Annotated in this window: 17 protein-coding genes and 3 pseudogenes; 7 read left to right on the top strand and 13 right to left on the bottom strand. The window is 57.9% G+C overall.

Annotated elements, in window-relative coordinates:
* Positions 1-57: 57 nt before the first annotated feature.
* A pseudogene (locus JVX98_RS31015) lies at positions 58-432 on the top strand (chemotaxis protein); the annotation flags it as partial.
* Positions 433-571: 139 nt separating this feature from the next.
* On the opposite strand, the gene JVX98_RS31010 reads toward JVX98_RS31015, so the two are convergent.
* From JVX98_RS31010 to JVX98_RS30995, 4 genes are all read right to left on the bottom strand, one after another.
* Positions 572-1,825, bottom strand: coding sequence for an ATP-binding protein (locus tag JVX98_RS31010; protein WP_205239658.1), 1,254 nt, complete (start codon positions 1,823-1,825; stop codon positions 572-574).
* Between the two features lie 464 nt (positions 1,826-2,289).
* The gene (locus JVX98_RS31005; protein WP_205239657.1) at positions 2,290-4,080 is read right to left on the bottom strand and encodes a chloride channel protein; all 1,791 of its coding nucleotides are present in this window, start codon (positions 4,078-4,080) and stop codon (positions 2,290-2,292) included.
* Between the two features lie 252 nt (positions 4,081-4,332).
* The gene (locus JVX98_RS31000; protein ID WP_246765083.1) at positions 4,333-4,755 is read right to left on the bottom strand and encodes a helix-turn-helix transcriptional regulator; all 423 of its coding nucleotides are present in this window, start codon (positions 4,753-4,755) and stop codon (positions 4,333-4,335) included.
* Positions 4,752-5,396 (bottom strand): peroxiredoxin, encoded by a 645-nt coding sequence (locus tag JVX98_RS30995; protein ID WP_205239656.1) that lies wholly within the window; start codon positions 5,394-5,396, stop codon positions 4,752-4,754. The genes JVX98_RS31000 and JVX98_RS30995 overlap by 4 nt, the downstream gene beginning before the upstream one ends.
* 124 nt (positions 5,397-5,520) lie before the next feature.
* On the opposite strand from JVX98_RS30995, the gene JVX98_RS30990 reads away from it, so the two are divergent.
* Genes JVX98_RS30990 through JVX98_RS30975 form a run of 4 tightly spaced genes read left to right on the top strand, consistent with a single transcriptional unit; the run spans position 5,521 to position 8,139 of the window.
* On the top strand, positions 5,521-6,447 hold the full coding sequence (locus JVX98_RS30990) for an MBL fold metallo-hydrolase (protein WP_205239655.1): 927 nt from the start codon (positions 5,521-5,523) through the stop codon (positions 6,445-6,447).
* A 5-nt stretch (positions 6,448-6,452) separates the two neighbouring features.
* A complete protein-coding gene (locus JVX98_RS30985; protein WP_192448498.1) occupies positions 6,453-6,884 on the top strand; it encodes a YeeE/YedE family protein in 432 nt (143 codons plus the stop codon).
* Positions 6,881-7,333 (top strand): YeeE/YedE family protein, encoded by a 453-nt coding sequence (locus tag JVX98_RS30980; RefSeq protein ID WP_205239654.1) that lies wholly within the window; start codon positions 6,881-6,883, stop codon positions 7,331-7,333. The genes JVX98_RS30985 and JVX98_RS30980 overlap by 4 nt, the downstream gene beginning before the upstream one ends.
* 14 nt (positions 7,334-7,347) lie before the next feature.
* Entirely contained in the window at positions 7,348-8,139 is a 792-nt protein-coding gene (locus JVX98_RS30975; RefSeq protein ID WP_205239653.1) for a sulfite exporter TauE/SafE family protein, read from the top strand.
* 1,186 nt (positions 8,140-9,325) lie between these two features.
* Here JVX98_RS30975 and JVX98_RS30970 read toward each other — a convergent pair.
* From JVX98_RS30970 to JVX98_RS30950, 5 genes are all read right to left on the bottom strand, one after another.
* Positions 9,326-9,751, bottom strand: coding sequence for a plastocyanin/azurin family copper-binding protein (locus JVX98_RS30970; RefSeq protein ID WP_192448495.1), 426 nt, complete (start codon positions 9,749-9,751; stop codon positions 9,326-9,328).
* A 366-nt stretch (positions 9,752-10,117) separates the two neighbouring features.
* Complete coding sequence (locus JVX98_RS30965) at positions 10,118-11,962, bottom strand: heavy metal translocating P-type ATPase (RefSeq protein ID WP_205239652.1); 1,845 nt, start codon at positions 11,960-11,962, stop codon at positions 10,118-10,120.
* A gap of 3 nt (positions 11,963-11,965) precedes the next feature.
* Positions 11,966-13,336, bottom strand: a complete 1,371-nt coding sequence (locus JVX98_RS30960; protein WP_205239651.1) for a HAMP domain-containing sensor histidine kinase — start codon at positions 13,334-13,336, stop codon at positions 11,966-11,968.
* Positions 13,333-14,001 carry a response regulator transcription factor gene (locus JVX98_RS30955; protein WP_205239650.1) on the bottom strand — a complete coding sequence of 223 codons (669 nt, stop codon included), beginning with the start codon at positions 13,999-14,001 and terminating at the stop codon, positions 13,333-13,335. Before JVX98_RS30955 ends, JVX98_RS30960 begins: the two co-directional genes overlap by 4 nt.
* Positions 14,001-14,306 carry a PepSY domain-containing protein gene (locus tag JVX98_RS30950; protein WP_246765082.1) on the bottom strand — a complete coding sequence of 102 codons (306 nt, stop codon included), beginning with the start codon at positions 14,304-14,306 and terminating at the stop codon, positions 14,001-14,003. The genes JVX98_RS30955 and JVX98_RS30950 overlap by 1 nt, the downstream gene beginning before the upstream one ends.
* Before the next feature lie 166 nt (positions 14,307-14,472).
* Here JVX98_RS30950 and JVX98_RS30945 point away from each other — a divergent pair, with 166 nt between their 5' ends.
* Together JVX98_RS30945 and JVX98_RS30940 are read left to right on the top strand one after the other, a co-directional pair.
* Positions 14,473-14,748, top strand: coding sequence for a PepSY domain-containing protein (locus tag JVX98_RS30945; protein WP_192448490.1), 276 nt, complete (start codon positions 14,473-14,475; stop codon positions 14,746-14,748).
* The gene (locus JVX98_RS30940; protein WP_205239649.1) at positions 14,745-15,308 is read left to right on the top strand and encodes a cytochrome b/b6 domain-containing protein; all 564 of its coding nucleotides are present in this window, start codon (positions 14,745-14,747) and stop codon (positions 15,306-15,308) included. The genes JVX98_RS30945 and JVX98_RS30940 overlap by 4 nt, the downstream gene beginning before the upstream one ends.
* A gap of 387 nt (positions 15,309-15,695) precedes the next feature.
* Here JVX98_RS30940 and JVX98_RS32780 read toward each other — a convergent pair whose 3' ends face one another.
* The 4 genes and pseudogenes from JVX98_RS32780 to JVX98_RS32775 all read right to left on the bottom strand — a co-directional run.
* Positions 15,696-15,947 carry a DUF982 domain-containing protein gene (locus JVX98_RS32780; protein WP_371826598.1) on the bottom strand — a complete coding sequence of 84 codons (252 nt, stop codon included), beginning with the start codon at positions 15,945-15,947 and terminating at the stop codon, positions 15,696-15,698.
* Between the two features lie 456 nt (positions 15,948-16,403).
* Positions 16,404-17,024: a GAF domain-containing protein gene (locus tag JVX98_RS30930; protein WP_205239647.1), complete on the bottom strand. Its 621-nt coding sequence runs from the start codon at positions 17,022-17,024 to the stop codon at positions 16,404-16,406.
* A gap of 478 nt (positions 17,025-17,502) precedes the next feature.
* Positions 17,503-18,117: pseudogene (locus JVX98_RS30925) on the bottom strand (SDR family NAD(P)-dependent oxidoreductase); the annotation flags it as partial.
* Between the two features lie 301 nt (positions 18,118-18,418).
* A pseudogene (locus tag JVX98_RS32775) lies at positions 18,419-18,766 on the bottom strand (DMT family transporter); the annotation flags it as partial.
* Positions 18,767-18,968 lie beyond the last annotated feature (202 nt).

Raw genomic sequence — 18,968 nt, 5'->3', positions numbered from 1 at the left:
GCAGGCACCCTCAACGCTCCTCGGTGGGCGGAGAGCCGCTAAGTTAGGGCAGTTCGCGAGGAAATCCTCGTCCAGGTTCAGGAGATCAACGCCAACGTCTCGGCGATCGTCGAAGCCGCTCGCGAACAGTCGACCGGTCTCAAGGAGATCAACCAGGCGGTCAACTCAATGGACCAGGCGACCCAACAGAACGCCGCCATGGTCGAGGAAAGCACGGCGGCCAGCCACGCCATGGCCCGCGAGGCGGAAGCGCTGCACGAACTGCTCCGCCAGTTCCGCTACGGCGAGCAGGCCCAGGTCGTCGACGCAAACCGCCACATCGAAGATCGCGCGCAGCCGTCACGCCTGAACGCCATCGCCCGCGCCTTACGCGGCGGCCAACGAACGAGCCTCGCTGCGGCACCGGCCGCGGATGGCTGGCAGAATTTCTGACCGCACATCCCCGCAAATTCGCCCGATGATCAGCCATCGCCTCGGGTTCCCACAGCTAACCTCATCGTGGCTTAAGCAAGGGCGATTCAAGTCTCGCTCCGCCGATATGCCGAAGTTCCATAATACTTGTTACGCGATTTTACATCGTCCACAGGACCGAAAGCGGGGCAGCATGCAATTTTTCACCAAATGGCGTCACGCGGTCGTGATCGTGCAAAATGATGCCGTGTAGGAAGCGGTCGCCCACCGCCTCCTGCAACTGCCGCAGTCCTTTGAAGTCCTCAGCCCTGACCGTCGACGATGCCTTGACTTCGATGCCCACGACCCGACCGCGCCGGTCCTCGAGAATAACATCGACCTCGGTCTGATCCTTCGTTCGATAGTGAGAGAACGAAAGTCGGCGGTCGGACCAAGATGCAAGCTTCATGAGCTCGGATACCACGAAGCTCTCGAGCAATGGACCGAAACGCGTCCTGTCTTCGCGGATGCGGTTTACATCGTCTTCGCGCAGGGCTGCGAGCAAGCCTGTGTCAAGAAAATGCAACTTCGGTGTTTTCACCAGGCGACTAAGCCGATTGTTGGACCATGGCGCGAGCGTTCGGACAAGAAAGAGCCGTTCGAGGATCGCGACATACTTTTGAGCGGTGACACTCGATAGTCCGAGAGCCGAGCCGAATCCACTGTGATTGACCAATTGCCCCGCATGCTCTGCCAAGACATCAAGTAGGCGCGGCAACCTACCCAACTGATCGATGTTGGCAATGTCGCGCACGTCTCTGTCAAGGATAAGTGTCACATAGTCTTCAAGCCATGCGGTGCGTCGGGCGGGCTGTGTCCTTCGTACGACCTCGGGATACCCCCCACGTACAACGACCTCAAGAAGGTCGTCGCCCAGAGCAAGTTCGTCCGCTATCGCCGGGACCTCTCCCGCAAAGATGCGATCGAGAAAGTGGCCCGGTGTAGATCGGATTTCTGCCTGCGCAAACGGGAGCAATGAGACCAGGGCCATGCGCCCAGCAAGAGAATCTGCAACCGCGGGCACGGTGGCGAGGTTCGCTGAGCCCGTGAGCAGGAAGCGGCCGGGTTCACCGTTGCGATCGACGCTTTCCTTTATCGCCAACATCAATTCGGGCGCGCGTTGAACTTCATCGATAACCGCGCGGTCGAGGCCGCGGACAAAGCCTATCGGGTCGGACTTGGCGGCGCTAAGCGTCCCGGCGTCATCGAGCGTGTAGTACGGCCGCTCCGGCCCTGAGAACTGTCGCGCAAGCGTCGTCTTGCCTGCTTGCCTTGGTCCTGCAACCAGAACGACGCGCGTATCCGACAGCGCCGTCTCCACCATCGAGACGGCCTTGCGTTTGATGAATGTCTGCGTACGATTTAAATTGGTCATGCGTCTAAATTTAAATCAATCGACGGCCAATTTAAAGTGGGTATCCGTCTATATCAAAATACGATCACTGTACCGCCGGGAAGCTCCTCGTCCGAAAGGGGAGTTCGGCGTGAGTTCGTTTGGCGTTAAAACGACTGCCGCCAAAGACGAAGATCCGACGCCTCCCTGCCCTGCTCCAGCCGTTGCACGCGGCATGCCCCGCTGAGATAAGTGTCAACCCCGGGCAGTTCCGTACGCGTGCTTTTGGCGGATACGGCTTCGTACGCAACGAAAAGCAGCGCCGGACCGTCTGCTTTGATGCAATCCAGTTGACGGGCACCACAATACACATAACCGACCAAGCACTGAATTCGATGCCTTTTCGGCTTTCTGCCCAGCCAAGATGCCTCAATGATTGGCTGAGCGGCTCCCTGCTATTCTGGGGAAAAGGTCAGAAGTTAAGAGACGAATTTCAAAGCCAAGGTTCAGACTTCTCCAGAGACCTCGCGCCGTCGCTTCTCGAGCTCTTCGCTGTATCGGCGAAGCGTGTGGCTTTCGGTCAAAAGACCGACCACCCTTCGCTCGATGTTGTTGTTGAGCACCGCAAGCTCTTCACTCTCGGCGTCGTCGAAAATCGCTGCGGCCTGCTTGGCGTTCATGTTAGGTGACAGGAACGCATTCTTGTGCCGGATGAAGTCGGCGATATGCTGCTCCGGCTCAATTTCCGGATCGGAGAATAGATCGGGCACAATGATGAGACCAGCGTATTTGCCCTGATCGTCGAGGATGATGACCCGCTGTGTTGATCCAAGCGGAAACGCCAACTTGAACGCACCCGCTGTCATTCCAGCGTTTGCCGTCCTCATGTCCAAACGCATCATTTTGTCGACGGTCAGGTTTCGGATCCAGCCCACATCATGGGCACTGCGGATACTTTCCCCACGCAGATGGAAGCGCCATGTGGCAAACGAATACCCGAAGGTGGACCTCACCGTTACTGACGCGGTGATCACGGCAGCAAGGGTCAAGGCCGTGATCGGGAAGTCTCCGGTAACCTCGAGCGCGAGAAACGTCATGGTCAACGGCCCACCGATGACTGCCGCCGCAAGGCAGCTCATTCCCATGACGGCATAGGTGGTTTCGGAAAGCGCGCTGCTTGCTAACAACAGGTTGGCGCCGATTGCATAGATTTTCCCAAGGAGAGCACCCAGAAACAGTGACGCGAAGAAGAGGCCGCCGCGGAAGCCTGCACCAATGGAAACGGCAGAGGCGACGGCCTTTAACAAGAACAATGAGACAAGTGCCGAGACTCCGACCTTTTGATCAAGGGTCAGATGAAGTGCCCCATGCCCACCCGACAAGATCTGCGGAGAAACCAACGCTAAAATACCGACGACAATGCCACCCAGCGCAGGGCGGACAACGGGAGGAACAGCGCTTTTGCGGGCGGTTTCTTCCACAAGTGAAACTCCTCTCATCAGCAGGATGCCACTCGCCGCACAGAAAAAGCCCAGGAGCAGGGCTGGTAGGTAATCCGTGGTGGCGACAGAGCGGAACGCTTCGGCATCGATAATGAAGCCACTCGGAATGAAGACGCGAGCAACCATTGTCGCAACAAGTGCGGAGACAACGACAGGTGCGAGGCTCGCAATATTGTAGGAACCTGTGATCAACTCGAACGCGTAGAAGGCCCCTGTCAGGGGTGCGTTGAACGCAGCCGCGATCGCCCCTGCGGATCCGCACCCGACGAGCAACCGGAGATCCCCCCTACGCAATTTCATGATGATGCCGACCTTCGATGAGAAGGCGGACGATAGCTGTGTATAACCAGCCTCAAGTCCAACCGAAGCCCCGAAACCGTTAGAAATCAGGTTCTGAACGACGACGATGACGCTGTCAGTAACGGACATTCGCCCACCATGAAGCGCGTTCGCTTCGATAGGATCGACGATCGGGCGCTTACGCCACCGTGCCACGACGAGCATGACAATCCCTAGGATTACTCCGCCTGCCAAGGGCGCCGAGACAGCAATGCGGGGATCAAGATCCGTCCAGCCGCTTAGACGCTCGCCGAGTGGAACTTCGAAAATGAGCGCGTGCATAGTCTGCGCCGTGAGGCTGACGACGACCACGACCAAACCGGCGCAGATACCGCTGGCGACCCCAAGTAAGAGAAGGCCAAGCTCGGATTGTCGCACGAACGCCCGTATTCGACCGGTCGAGAGCAACTTAAATGCACCACCTGTCCGTGACGTCCACTTTTCAGCGAACCACATTCAACGCCTCACTTTAACTCTCTCAGTCGTCGACAGGCGTTTCCCAAAACCTTCGACCATTGCTATCGCCGGGAGGTAACAAAAGCAGGTCACGGTCGGATGATCAAGGGCGCGACCAGCTCCTCACGGATCTGGTCGAGTTGTCGCGGACGGTACAACGAGCGATTTTATCTGGAGGCTTGGCGAGCTTCCCTAACTGACGGCAGCTTAGGCGTTTGTGAGCAATTTGAATGCCGGTCACATCATCAGCGTCTACCGGATCGGATCCAGCCGTGCGAATTGTGCAGCCTCGCCGAACTCCATCTCGTGAGAGGCGGGCGTTGCATCGGCAGGGAATTGTCCGCGGCGATGATCTTGCATATCGTCGTCCGCGCAAAAGAGCGTCAGGAGCAGGTCCATAACCGCTTCAATTCGTCCATCGGCGATGGAATAGTAGATTGCCCTCGATTCTCGGCGCGTCTTAACCAGTCCTGCCTGGCGTAGTTCCGCAAGCTGTTGCGAAAGTGCTGGCTGTTTAAGTCCGAGTTCATTCTGGATTTCACCAACCGAACGTTCCTGTTGGGCAATGTGGCAAAGCAGCATCAGCCGGCTTGGCGTGCTGAACGCGCGCATAAATTCAGCTGCCTCGGCGGCCTTGCTCTGAAGCGTTTCAATGGGAATGTTCTTCCTGCTCACGTGATTCGCTCCCTATAGTACCAGGCCCCCGTTACCTCACCAGTTGCTGCCGCTTCCTTCATGGTCGTTGCCGGCAGTTCCAAGAGCACGCCTCCGGATCGCCAACCTTCAGGCGTGGAAGCACCTTCGGACTGAGAGACTTGCAAGGCTTCAACAAGGCGCAGCAGTTCGTCTACGGACCGACCAATATTGGTCGGATACCAGACAATGGCGCGGATGACGCCTTTGGGGTCGATTACATATGCGGCCCTCACGGTAGCACTGCTTGGCGAAGCGCTATCGAGCATGCCGTAGGCTTGCGCGATGGCCATCGACGGATCTTCGATTAACGGGAACTCCACTTGAATACCAAAGGTCCGCTCGACATCGCGCAACCAGGCAAGGTGCGAGTAAAGGCCATCCACTGAGACGCCCAGGAGATCGCAATCGAATGCAGCAAAACGCTCTTTTGCACGCGCAAAGGCGATGATTTCACTCGTGCAGACCGGAGTGAAATCGGCCGGATGGGAAAAGAACAACACCCAACGTCCCCGATAGTCGGCAAGCGACACCTCTCCTGCCGTCGACCGGGCCGAAAAGCCTGGTGCTTCATCATTGATCCTTAAAGAGCGTGCCTCGGGTCGAAGAGCGTTGTCTATCATTTCGAACGTCCTGAACGATGTGTGCTTGGCTGGCTATAGCCCATAAACTCTAACAATTCCATCTACACATACTTGTATATTTACTGTAACTAGATATCTATCGACGTATCTAGGAGATCAGTCCATGACGGATGTTGCGCTTTCCCACGCACGCGGAATTATCCTCGCCGCCCAAGGCGAACCAACGAAGAGGCCAGCGATAAAGTCGTTCTTCGACCCCGTAACGTTCACCGTCAGCCATGTGGTTCGCGATCCGGTATCGAGCGCCTGTGCCATTATCGACAGCGTACTGGATTACGATCCCGCCTCCGGGCGAACAATGAATGACTCTGCACGGGCGCTCATTAATTACGTAAAATCAGAAAGTCTCGAAGTGCAATGGCTTCTGGAGACGCATGCCCATGCAGATCACCTATCTGCAGCCCCGCTGCTGCAGACCGAACTGGGCGGCGCACTCGCAATCGGCCGAGAAATCACTCAGGTGCAGGAGGCCTTCGGGAAGATCTTCAATGCCGGCTCGGAGTTCCAACGAGACGGGAGCCAATTCGACCGGCTCTTTCAGGACGGTGATCGGTTCAAGGTTGGCGGCCTCGCGGCAACGGTCTTGCATGTTCCAGGACACACTCCCGCCTGTCTCGCCTACGTCATAGGCGACGCCGTGTTCCCAGGCGATACGCTTTTCATGCCCGACTATGGTACGGCACGCTGTGACTTCCCGGGCGGCGATGCGCGCCAGCTTTATCGATCGATCCAAAGACTGATGCATCTCCCGGACGAGGCTCGCATGCTCTTGTGTCACGACTACAAGGCACCGGGCCGCGAGCAATTTGCTTGGGAAACCACCGTTGGCGCGGAACGAACCGGTAATGTTCACGTTCGCGAGGGCGTTGATGAGGACGCATTTGTCAAAATGCGGACTGCGCGAGACGCGACACTTTCGATGCCCAACCTGATCCTGCCTTCAGTGCAGGTCAACATGCGCGCAGGCCGGCTGCCACCCGCAGAAGACAACGGCGTGCACTATCTTAAAATCCCCGTCAACAGGTTGTGACAGCGATGAGTGAGCTCAACTATCTTTGGCCATTAACCGGTGGCCTTCTAATCGGCCTGTCGGCGGGCCTTTACCTCCTGCTAAACGGCCGGATAGCCGGAGTTTCCGGTCTTACGGCCGCGGCAGCGGGCCTGACAAGTGGCGGGATCAACAAGTTGGGACTGGGCTTTCTCGCAGGCATCATCGCCGGCGCCTGGTTCACGTCCTTCCTTGTTCGAGAACCCCACGTCGCCATCACCTCCTCGCCTGCGTTGTTGATCGCCGCAGGACTGATCGTCGGTTATGGCACACGGCTCGGTTCCGGCTGCACGAGCGGTCACGGCGTTTGCGGCATCGCGCGTCTTTCGCGGCGTTCGCTCGCTGCAACAGCAATCTTCATGGCCGCTGCAGGCATTACCGTCTTCGTGACCCGCCATCTTCTAGGAGGTCAATTATGAGCGCTCGTATCCTGGCATCCATTCTTTGTGGCCTCCTCTTTGGGGCGGGGTTGGTGGTCTCCGACATGATCAACCCCGCACGTGTGCTGGCGTTCCTCGATGTCGCCGGCAACTGGGATCCGTCGCTGGCGTTTGTCATGGGAGGCGCCCTCATCCCCTCCGGCGCCGCCTACATCATCCGCGCTCGCCGCGCGGCGCCACTGCTCGACAGCCGCTTCCATGTGCCAGAAAATGCCTCTATCGACTGGAAGCTGGTGACTGGCGCGGCCCTTTTCGGGCTCGGCTGGGGGTTGGTGGGGCTCTGCCCCGGTCCGGCGATCGCCGCATTGTCGACCGGCCGATGGGAGACTGCAGTGTTCGTTGCAGCCATGATGGTCGGGATGTCGGCCTATCGCTTTTCGCTCGGCGGCGCATTGAAAACCAACTCTCCAGCGAGCACTAAAGCCTAGCCCACGAAGCATCCATGTATCTCGATCCTCTACAATATTTTCTTGGCGGGCTATCCGGCGTTTTGGTTGGCTTCGCCCTCGGCCTGTTTGGCGGCGGCGGTTCGATACTCGCCGTCCCGCTGATGGTCTATCTGGTCGGCGTGCCAAGCGCGCATCTGGCGATCGGTACCAGCGCGCTCGCGGTTGCCGCCAACGCCTTCGCGAACCTTATCGCTCACGCGCGCCTTGGCAATGTCAAATGGCGCTGTGCCGTCGTCTACAGTGCCGCCGGAGTCGCAGGGGCGTTCCTCGGTTCAACGCTCGGCAAGATGGTCAACGGCCAGCACTTGCTGATCCTGTTCGCCCTCGTGATGCTGGTGATCAGCGCGCTTATGCTGAAGCGGGGGGATGCCGAAGGCAATCCCCAAGCCCAATGCAATCCCGAGAATGCCGCTAAAGTCCTGGGTTTTGGCGGGATGACGGGCATTCTGTCAGGTTTCTTTGGAATTGGCGGCGGGTTCCTCATCGTCCCAGGGCTCATTGCGGCAACAGGCATGCCGATCATCAATGCTATCGGCTCCTCCCTCGTCGCCGTCACCGCACTTGGGCTGACGACGGCCCTGAACTACGCTTTTTCCGGCTATGTCGATTGGGCGCTGGCAGCGGCCTTTGTCCTCGGCGGCGTCGCAGGCGGTGCGCTTGGCGCATTCGTCGCAGCCCACCTTTCGGCGCGGAAAGGCGTGCTCAACAAATTGTTCGCTTCACTGATCCTCATAGTCGCAGGCTACATGATCTACAGGGGCGTGGGCCAATTCATCTCCGGGTGACGGCCTCTCGATGCGGTATCTACGAGCAGGCTCAAGCCTCGCGCAGCCCGCAGTAACGACCGCCCTTACGCTGACCTTCTGGTTGAGTCGGGCTCCAAACAGCCCTCGTTCCCATGACCGTCTACGGCCTGCTTGGTTCGTCCTGCGTTGTTGGCGCCAATTCCACTGCGACGCTAAACATTCTGACGGGCACCGCAAACAGCGGGGTTGTTACCGATGGAAACCCGGCGCGGCTGCTGACAGCAACTGCCACCCTGGCAACCCTCGTGGCTGCGCTGTTGTCGCTAGCGAAGCTTTCGGTTCCGTTTCTATCGCCAAATTCATCTCAAGCCCGGTTCTGACGGGTTTCAATGCCGGCATCGGACTGGTCATAATTCTCAGCCAGGCGCCGCAAGCTGTTTGGGCTTGGGTGATGCGCACACTTACGGCCAGTGACTGGCGCTAATTACGTTGGAACATTCAGAGGAGAGGTCTCGAATTCGCCTATTTATGCTGACAAATTCGCATAGTCCCGAGCGGGTGATTAACTTGTTTGGATCTGTGCCCCGCGATTTGTCAACTGCGCTTACTCACAGATCTATGTAGGATTGATGGAGGTATAAATGGTTCAAAGATATAGAGTGTTATTGGCGGCATTTGTTGTCTTTGTAGTTTCCGCTCCACCCCATTCGTCTTTTGCACAGGAGTGCGACGGAGACTATTACACGGGCATCGGTGCGAGCCAAAACCATAATAATTACAAGCGCCAATCCGGCAGCGCCTCTCTGCTCAAGCATCGGGTCAATCAGCAACAACCGAAACGAGCTATAGATGCGGCCGCGATTGAAAGCCGGGCGTCAAGTTAGTAAGCAATCGAGTTCGGCCGCTGAGGCTCTAGTAGGGGTCGCGATTGTCGCGACGGGCGGCTTTCAGTTGACCATAGCTACGCCCGATAAGGGCAAGACCGAATTTTCAGGCGGCGCTGGGCAGTAACCGGGTGCAGCAACTGCCCTCTCGGCTGGAGTGCGCCCCTGATGCCGCCCTTCTTGTCTCTGAGGTTGTGTTCTGCATGCCGGGCAGCAATACGTGTGGGACCGTGTCGGACGGGAGCCACTTGACGGGCGCGGAGAGCACGTGGCTCGCTTAGCCCCAAGGGATTCCCGCCCGCCGATAAGGAAAGGGTTTAAGTTGGCGGCTTGCGAACGCGCTATTCCGTCACCGTTAGCTTCGCATGCATGCCAGCTTCAAAGTGCCCCTTAATGTTGCAGAGCAGAACATATGACCCTGGCGTGAGCTTAGCCTTCAATTGACCATCGGCACCCGGCTTCAATTCCGACACTTCGCCAAGGCTCTCCAACTGTTTTTCGTCGACCCGATGCTTGCTCGTGACGACATCGATCTTCTGGTCGGCAGATTTCAGCTTGACCAGGACCATCTCGTGCTCTTCGGTTGCGGCGTCATTGTGAACCAGAAACGTTGTTTCACCGGCCTTTACGGTTGACTGGTCGAGCGTGAGCGTCATCGGACCGCCGCCCTCTCCGCCCTGAACGACTTTAACGGTCGTCGCCGCGAACACGGGCGACGCCATGCAAACAAAAGTAAGTACGGCCAATTTGCTTCGCGTAAACTGCATTCTTGGTTTCCTTTTACATATTTTGACGATTGAGCCACGCAGACGAGGACGCAATGACATCGAGCCTTTTCTGGGGCACAACCTGTCGATTGGCTGTCATAGTCCAGTAATGGCCCCCGTGGCCGGAAGTTGGCAAAACCGAACATTCATTCGAACCCGAGCGCTATCCGCAAACGGCCTCGCGAATTTACCGTCGGGCCAACCACTGAGCGTTGCGCGTACGCCAGGCGATGCGTTGGGTGTTCGACTCGCTCCCGTTTCCGCGCAACTCGCGGGCTACATGCAAATCGGCATACTGTTTGAATGTGTCGTCAAAAAATCGAACAACCATCAGCAGATGGAAACTCGCGCCAAATTGTGTGGTCGTCAGGCAATTGTCGGTGAAATCCTCAGCGCACGAAGTGCGTTCAAAATTACAGCGACGTCTATGGCCTCCTGGAGCAACGCGCCCTCAACAGGAAGTAGATAGCCAAACGCCGCCGCCACCATCGCGACGACCGAGAGACCGATACCAACCACGACGCTTTCAATCGCAATACGCCGTGATCGCCTGGCAATCTCGATACCGGTGAGAAGCCTGTCTATCCTGTCGACGAGAAGGACAACATCGGCCGCTTCCGCGGACGCTGCGGCTCCTCGAGCACCCATGGCAACCCCGACGTCGGCAGCGGCAAGCGCTGGCGCGTCGTTGACGCCATCGCCGACCATCATCACGGGGCCGTTCTTGCGCTCGCTCAAGACGGTCAGAACTTTCTGGTCCGGTGTCAAACCGGAGCGAACCGCATCGAGAGCCAACCCCTCACAAATTCGTTCGGCGACGGCAGCACGGTCGCCCGTTGCCAGGACTATGCGTTTCACGCCTTCCTGGCGCAAACCACTAAGGGTCGCCCCGACCTCGGTCCGCACGGGGTCAGCCATGACGATATATCCTGCTATCCTCTGGTCCACTGCCATGGCGACGAAAGCTGAACCGGCTTCCGTGTCCGGAATTTCCATCTGCACGGCTTCGGACTGCTTCCGAACAAAATCGTGCCCACCGACTGCCACCGCCCGGCCGTCGACATACCCTGTCACTCCGTCGCCAGCAAATTCTGTGACGTCTGCGGGCAAGACAAGGTCCAGTCCTCGTTTCAGAGCTGCCGTGACCAGAGCCTGTGCCATCGGATGTTTCGATACCTGGTCGATGGAGGCTGCAAGCCGCAGTATATCTTCTTCGCTGAACCCCGGCTGTGCGTGGATCAAGGCGATCTGGGGCCGTCCGTCGGTCAAGGTGCCCGTCTTATCCAGTACCAGCGTATGGATGCGGGCCATGCTCTCGAGCGGACGAGCACCCTTCACCAGCACGCCGAAATGCGCCGCACGCGATAATCCGGCCACAAGGGCAACCGGTACGGCAAGGATGAGCGGGCATGGCGTTGCCACCACCAGAACCGCAACCACCCTCACTGGATCTCCACTGTACCACCAGGCGGCGAAAGCAATCAGCAAGGTCACGACCAGAAAGCCAACTGACCACCGATCCGCCAGTCTCGACATCGGAGCCTTCGAACGTTGGGCGTCTTCTACCAGACGAACGATGCCGGCATAAGTACTGTCCTTCGCCTCGTGCTGTGCGATCATATCGAACGCATCGCCGGCATTCACCGATCCACTGAGGACCGTGGCGCCTTTGGTCAACGAAACAGGAAGCGATTCCCCCGTCAGCGCCGACATGTTGACGAAGGCGCTCCCCGACGAGATAGTACCATCGACAGGAACGACATCACCCTGGCGGATCAGCAACCGGTCGCCGCGCCGCACGGCATCCACGGAAAGCTCCTGGAGGCTTTCGCCGACGTAGCGCGTCGCGGTTCGAGGAACCCGCGAGAGCAGATCGTGCATCTCGCGGCGTGCCTTTCCCTCGGCGAAACTTTCGAGGAAGGCGCCGCCTGTGTACATAAGCGCGACAATGGTGGCCGCCAAAGTTTCGCCGAACGCGAGCGCGGCCGACATCGACAGCGCCGCAACGATGTCGAGGCCGAGTTCTCCTTGCCACAAGCTTCGCACTATCTCGACGAACAGGGCCGCCAGAACCGGAAGAGTGGCGATGGTCCACGCGAGCTGCGCGCCCTCCGTTCGACCCGTGAAATAGAACCCAAGTCCGACAACCAGGCCGCCGAATGCGAACAATAGCAGACTGGCTTTGAACCAATCTTCAGCCGAACGTATCATGCGTCAGGTCTCCACAGAGGAGGTTGCGTCCGGACAGATGATTTCCGCGTGGAATCCGCCTTCGAGACGATTCTCCAAAATCAGGCTCAGGCCATAGAGATTCGCGATTTCCGACACGATTGCCAGTCCCAGGCCCGAGCCGGGCTTTAGACGGTCAAGTCGAACTCTTCGACCAGGGAGTTCCGGCAGATGCTCGCTCGAAACACCCGGCCCATCGTCCTCGATCACCAGGCGACACTGGCCGCCACCGTATGCGGCAGTGACCAATACACAGCTATTGGCCCACTTGGACGCGTTCTCAAGAAGGTTGCCTGCGATTTCCCGGAAATCATGCGGGTCGATCGGTACCATGATGTCTTTTTCCAGCTCGGTCTCCCAACTCAGCCGCTCTCCCGCCTCGGTGTGTTGCAGCATCCGGATGATCTCGCCGACGATTTTCTGGACGTCGGCGTCACCGCTTCGTTGGTCCGGCGTGGGGCTGATCCGGGCGCGAGCAAGTTCGTGCTCGACATGAGAAAGCATGGTTTCCGCCAGATGGTCGAGTTCATCGGCGATTTCAATTTCACCCTTCTCCCGAAGCGTGAGAGCATTGTTCGCAAGCACGGTCAGAGGTGTCTTCAGCCCGTGTGCAAGGTCACTTGCCCTGCCCCTTGCCTTCTCGATCGCCCCGGCCTGGCTTTCCAGCAGCGCGTTCACCCGATCGACGAGCGGTTTGACTTCGCGCGGGTACGATCCTGTCAGACCGGTGGCCTTGCGATTACGGACGGCTTCCAGGTCCCGCCCGAGGCGGTCGAGAGGTCGCAATCCCACCCAAAGCTGACCTACGGACATAAGTACCAGCAGGATAGCAAGAATGCCGAGGTAGGGCAGGATATCGAGAGCGAACGCTGTGCGAGCGCGATCAACCTCGTCCGCATTGATCGCAACCGCAATACGGAGCGGTCTTTTGCCTTCAGGCGCGGCTAACAGCAAAGCACGCTCCTGGACGAGGACATCCTTTTCTTCAGGCCCCGGAAGGCGATACTGGTGCATGACGCCAACGGGATGCGGTTCGACCGGCAGTGGCAAGGCATAGTCGAAAAGCGAGGGTGAACGTAGCACATCCATCTTGGAGGGATCGTCGATTTGCCAGTAGAGCCCACCATAGGGGAGCAGGAAACGGTCGCTTTCGAGATTTGCGGAAACCTGTATTCGTCCATCGGCGGAGAAGCGGATAACAGCCGCAAGCCGGTTGATATGTCCCGTTAATTCATTCTGAATGCGGCTGCTGTAGCTATCGGCAAATATTTGGACCAGCGCCATCGATGCCGCCGCGAGACAGATCGACACCGCGATCAAAGACGCCAAGATGAAACGCCCGTGCAGCGACATCATGTCGTCTCGTCCGTCGCAATCTGATAACCGAAGCCTCGACGCGTCAAGATGGCGTCCCGCCCCAATTTCCTTCGCAGGCGTCCGATCAAAACCTCGACGGAATTGCTTTCCCGCTCGAAGTCCTGGGAATAAAGCTGTTCTGTTAGTTCGATCTGTGAAACCGCTCGGTGTCGATTCTGCATGAGGACCGAAAGGCACTTGTATTCAAGTGGGGTGACGTCGACAGGCAGGCCATCGACCAAAACTGTCCTTCGGCGCGTGTCGATGGAAATGGCGCCTGACGAGAGAACAGCGCTGGCCTGACCAGAGTATCGCCGAAGGACAGCGTTTAGCCTGGCCAAAAGCTCCGCGATGCGGAACGGCTTGCCAAGATAATCATCCGCACCCGCATTGATGCCTTCAACGCGCTCCTCCCAGTTACCGCGCGCGGTTAGGATGATAACGGGCATATCGCGGCCATTCGATCGCCATTTCTTGAGGATCGTAAGTCCGTCGACCTTGGGTAGGCCAAGATCCAGGATGACGGCCGCGAAATCGTCATGCTCGCCCGCAAACAGCACAGCTTCACCATCGGATTCGTGCACGACATTGAACCCGGCCCTCGTGAGATGGGTGACCACATCTCGGGCGATAAGCGCATCATCTTCGGCAAGCAACACGCGCATTATTCGTTCTCGATTTCGACGATCTTGCCCGCGGCAGCATCCACCTCGACTTCCGTGACCTGGCCGCCGCTTCTTAAGACCCGGAATTCGTAAACTAAGCGCTCGTCCTCACGGTCGACACTGACATTGATCAACTCGCCGGGTATTCGGCGCAGAACCAGCGCCTTTAGGACGCTGAGGGGCAGGATTTTTCCCTCACGCACCTGGCGCGCCAGTTCGTCGTTGGACGGCACCCCCGATTTTACGCCGGAAGGGCGATCGTCGTCGGCGCGCAGGGCCGGCGCCTGAAGTGACAGGCCCGCCACGAGCAACGCCAGGCTAAGATTGCGAAAAAGACACATCGTCGATCAATAGCATTACCGAGATGACAAGAAGCTGACAAATTCGCTCAGGTGATCGTCAGGTGGCCCCTCCTAGCTTGCGAACCGACCAGAAGAGCAGCACCGCTCCTGGCATGTAACGGAGACCCCCATGAAAAAGATCATTCTCGCCACTATCCTTGTAACGACGGGCCTGGTCGGCGCCGCCCGTGCCGAGGAAGGGCAAAACTGCACGCAAGCCGCTAAGGATAAATGGCTGAGCGAGGACGCAATCAAGGAGACGGCAAAAGCCTCTGGTATTGACGTGCGCCGGGTCAAGACCGAGGGCAGCTGCTACGAAGTCTATGGGATTGATACCAAGGGCAACAAGGTCGAGACACTATTCAACCCTGAAACTGGCGCACCGGTCGGCAACGAGAGCGAATGACCATGGACAGAACAGAACGCAAAACGGCGAGCATGGCCTCGCCGTCGCAGATTAAGGTCTGGGATCATTTGATCCGGGTGTTTCACTGGAGCCTAGTTGCGCTTTTCGCATTTTCTTATCTCACTGGCGACGAATGGAAGCAGGCCCATTTGCTGTCCGGGTACGCCATCATCGGGCTCCTGATCGTCCGGATCATCTGGGGCGTCATCGGCAGCCATCACGCACGCTTTTCAAGCTTCATCTACAGCCCGGCCACCACGCTGGGCTTCATCCGGGACAGCATCCGGATGCGCGCCAAGCGATACATTGGGCACAATCCTGCCGGCGGCGCGATGGTGATAGCCATGCTGGCCGCCATCTCCGGGATTGCGGCAACCGGATACATGATGACAACCAACACCTACTGGGGCGTGGGATGGGTGGAAGAGGTTCACGAGGTGCTCGTGAACATTACGCTTGCTCTCGTTGCCCTTCATATCGCAGGCGTCCTCTTCGCTAGCGTCGAGCATAAGGAGAACCTTGTCCTGGCGATGATCACGGGCCGCAAACGCGCTGACTGAAAAGAGCGTGGAGCCCACTACCGCCAAACGAGAAAGCGGCTCCACACCAAGCCTCCTGCTTTGGGAACGGGCTGGATACAGGATGAAGCCAGATGGAACTGTTCGGCGTTCTCCAGAGCCCAGATGGCGGAAATAAACGCAGATAACCCACTGATAGTCCCAACGGCAGGCAGCGCGACGCCGACCTCGTCGTGCGAGTTGATCTCGAGCTGGAGGCCGAACTCCACACACGTGTCGTTGCAGCCGTAACTGCGCAGCTTATCGCGTTCGCCGTCTTCGACAAGCGTTAGGAAAGTGATGTCCTGACCGGTGGCTTCTGCGAGAAGCCGGGCCGCCAGTTGGTGCTAAATCGGCGATGAAGAAGTATCCGCTGGCAGCGAAAACCCACTAGCTCGCGATCAATCTGTTAGGGGTCGATGGCCGCGAGGGGTAGATCAAGGAATCCCCAGGCGATTTTCTGCTAGCAGCAGGTGACCCGCTATCTACGATTAGGACGTTAGCCCTGCGGGCGGCCGCAAGGAACGCCAATCGGGCTTTTGACGGAGGGCATTTGCCTTCGATCGCCTCGGCGCAAAACGCGAGCGCCCGCTGAAATTCGCGTCCATGGGTCACCGGCCACTTTTCAGCCAGTAAGAACATGGCGCTCCGCGGGTCCTCGATCTCCATCGCACGGGACATACCGGGAAGTAGAACGACGAGGGCCTGGTCCCAAATCATATCGAGCATCTCATAACGTTTAGCCTAACCGGCCGATAAATGCTGGTCCGCAAAAATGGTTCCCTGTTCCGCGTTTAAATGTGCACATTATGGAGGCTGACGTGCTCGCCCCTGTTCCTAGACACCTCGTCGCGTGAGCTGGGCAAAGCGCCGAACCAAGTCAAGCCGCTGGACGGTAGAACTGGACTCGGCCGGTTGGCATCAATTGCAGCAGGTAGTCGAAGCCGCTGACGTTGGATTGACATCCTCTGGCAGGTTGGCCTATCGGGGCATCCCGTCGGTTCATGGCCGACAACACGATCGGGGCCTCGTCGCCCTTGACGACCACGACGCCCCGGTCCTCACCAGATGCATACCGGATCCTGTCGAGGTTCGAATTTACCGCCCCAGAATTCCCTCAAAGACGGCCGCGAACTGAGGGCGGTATGCTGAGATCAACAAACACTCGACTGACGAAAGCGCATGTGGATTGCGGTAGTGAAGTGAATAGACGCCAATACCCTTGCCGGCGGGGGACATGATCGGAATAGACGTGATCGAGCGAATGTCCCTGTCGCGTGCCCAGCCATGTAGATTAGGATAGTCATTGTCGTGCTCGAGATCCTCGATACAAACGGCTTTAAGGCCCTTTATCGCTGCTTCGCATGAGGTCCCATCGCCATCCCTGATATGCGCAAACTTGGTTGCGTACTGCCTGTCGAAGTTGCATTGAGCAAACAGGGCGAGCGAGCCATCCACGTCGTTCCAGATCTGGCAACTGCCAAAGTCCGCGCCATGGGCTGCCACGGCTCGATCAAGTATATCCTCTATTTGAGATACGAAGGATGGTCGGGCATCGAGCTCGGGCCATAATAGGCGCCAAAGCTGTTCGAGAAAGACGAGTTCTTCGCGTGACGCTGCCAGCATCGCTTCCAAAATTGTGCGCTCGCCTTCCGTTGGAACGGTACTTAGCTTTGCTTCGTACAGATGGATGTTTTGCCGAAGGATAAACCGTTGCATCGACAATTCCCCATAACCCTGTTGGTGAGCGATGCATCTGTGAGGAAGGCAGAGATTGCAACTCTTATTTACATCATCAAATGCTAAAGCGCGGAAATTGTGACGTCAACCAAGATAGGGTGAACAATTACTTCAACGAAGAAGAGTGAGTGGCATTGCGCACCGCCGTAGCCTGACCACTCAGGAGACAAGAGATTGCCGCCACCGTGACTGAAGGCGCGCCAAGAGAGGAACGATGATTCAGCGAGGAGGAGGAGTGGTGAACCTACTCTCTATTTGAACGTCTTCAGGGGCCACGCTGTTGAGGATCACGTCTCCTTTGCCTGATGTGAGATGCCTGGACAACCAAGAATTGGCCGTGATCGCCGTGGATGATCAGCGAAGGGCGGTCGATCTTTGAGCATTGCATTACGCAACTCTGCGAATATGAGGAATTGCTCCTATCCTCGAAACTGGACGCTCGTGTGGCGGACCCTATCTAACCCGTGGTCACAACGTCACCGTCAATAACAAGCGATTGGCCGGTCATCATCCGGCTGGCGGAAGAAGCAAGGAAAAGGCAGCCACCGACGATGTCCTGCGGTGCCAGTGTGTCCTTCAGACATTACCGGCCAAGATGCGTAGACAGCGCCTCGGGCGTCACCCATTGCTGTTTCTGCTTGTCATTCAGCACCCAACCCGGTGCCAGTGCGTTGACACGGATGCGGTCGGCCCCAAATTCCCGGGCAAGCGCGCGTGTCATGCCGTTGATACCCGCGTTCGCCGTCACATAGACGGGATAACCTGGGTTTCCCGACATATAGCTGATGGACGTGAAGTTGATGATGGATCCGCCGCCGATCGCCTGCATGCCCGGAATTACCGCCTGGCACGCGAAGAAATAGGCCTTCAGGTTGATGGCTATCGATCGTTCCCAGAAGGCTTCGTCGACTGCAAGCGTGTCATGCCGCTGATCATTGGCGGCATTGTTGATGAGAACCGCGATGGGGCCGTGGACGTCGGCGGCAGCCTGCAGCGCTCGCTGGCATTGACCGAAGCGCATGCAGATACAACCAAGAGGCAAGTCCGTAGTAGAGCAGCCCGGAAAGAACAATCATCGCAATGTCATGGATCGGAACGGTCGCAATGCCAGGCGCGGCGACCGCGTCCAGTGCAAGAGTGCAAATTATGACCATCCAACCAAGTGCGACGCTCTGTTGTATGGCGACCGTGACCAGCGGATTGGCTTTCAGATTGCGTGCTAAGACGGTGTAGATCGCACAGCACAACACTCCGGCCAAAATCAGAGCTGCCCCCAGACCCGTGGTCGAGGACGGTTCGCCCGTGAGGAGGCCGCTGACCAGAAAAACCCCGCTGGCGGCAAGAGCCACGAGACCGGCCAGTTGGCGATCAATTCGTTCCTTGAGAAATGCCCAGGCGAGGCCGAGAATGAGGATCGGTTCGAATGCCCAGAGCAATGTCGCGATGCTCGCACTGGTATTCGAGAGGCCGAACATGCTGAACGTATAGGCCCATCCCGGATTGAGAAGGCCGAGTAGCCCGATGGGTACGAACAAGCGTGCGGCAGGAATGTCCGGCCTTGCAAAAACCGCGGCCAGCCAAAGCGCGATTACGCTCGGTGTCAGTTGGAAGACGAGAATTGTGACAGGTGGAAACGACGAGAGGAGTGCCTTGCTGAGGATCGTACCAAGAGCCCAGCACAGGCACGCCCCGATCGCCACACGCGGCGACAGCGAGAGCATGGTTGTCTCCAAAAAAGGTCTAAACGAGGGTTGCGGAACGCCTCTGGCTAGGCGTCTTCGTCACACCGATCGTATGAAGGCCGTTTTTGGGGACGTTTGCTCATCTCACCTTGAATACCAGTGGTCGCTTAACTGAGTTGCACCTTGGCTTATACCACGCCAGGCTGCCTTCGAACAAATCGCTCTCGCGGAACACGTCGAT

The sequence above is a fragment of the Ensifer sp. PDNC004 genome (assembly GCF_016919405.1).
Lineage (GTDB): Bacteria > Pseudomonadota > Alphaproteobacteria > Rhizobiales > Rhizobiaceae > Ensifer.
Note: the sequence above shows the minus strand (reverse complement) of the source record. Positions and strands in the feature narration are given on the sequence as shown.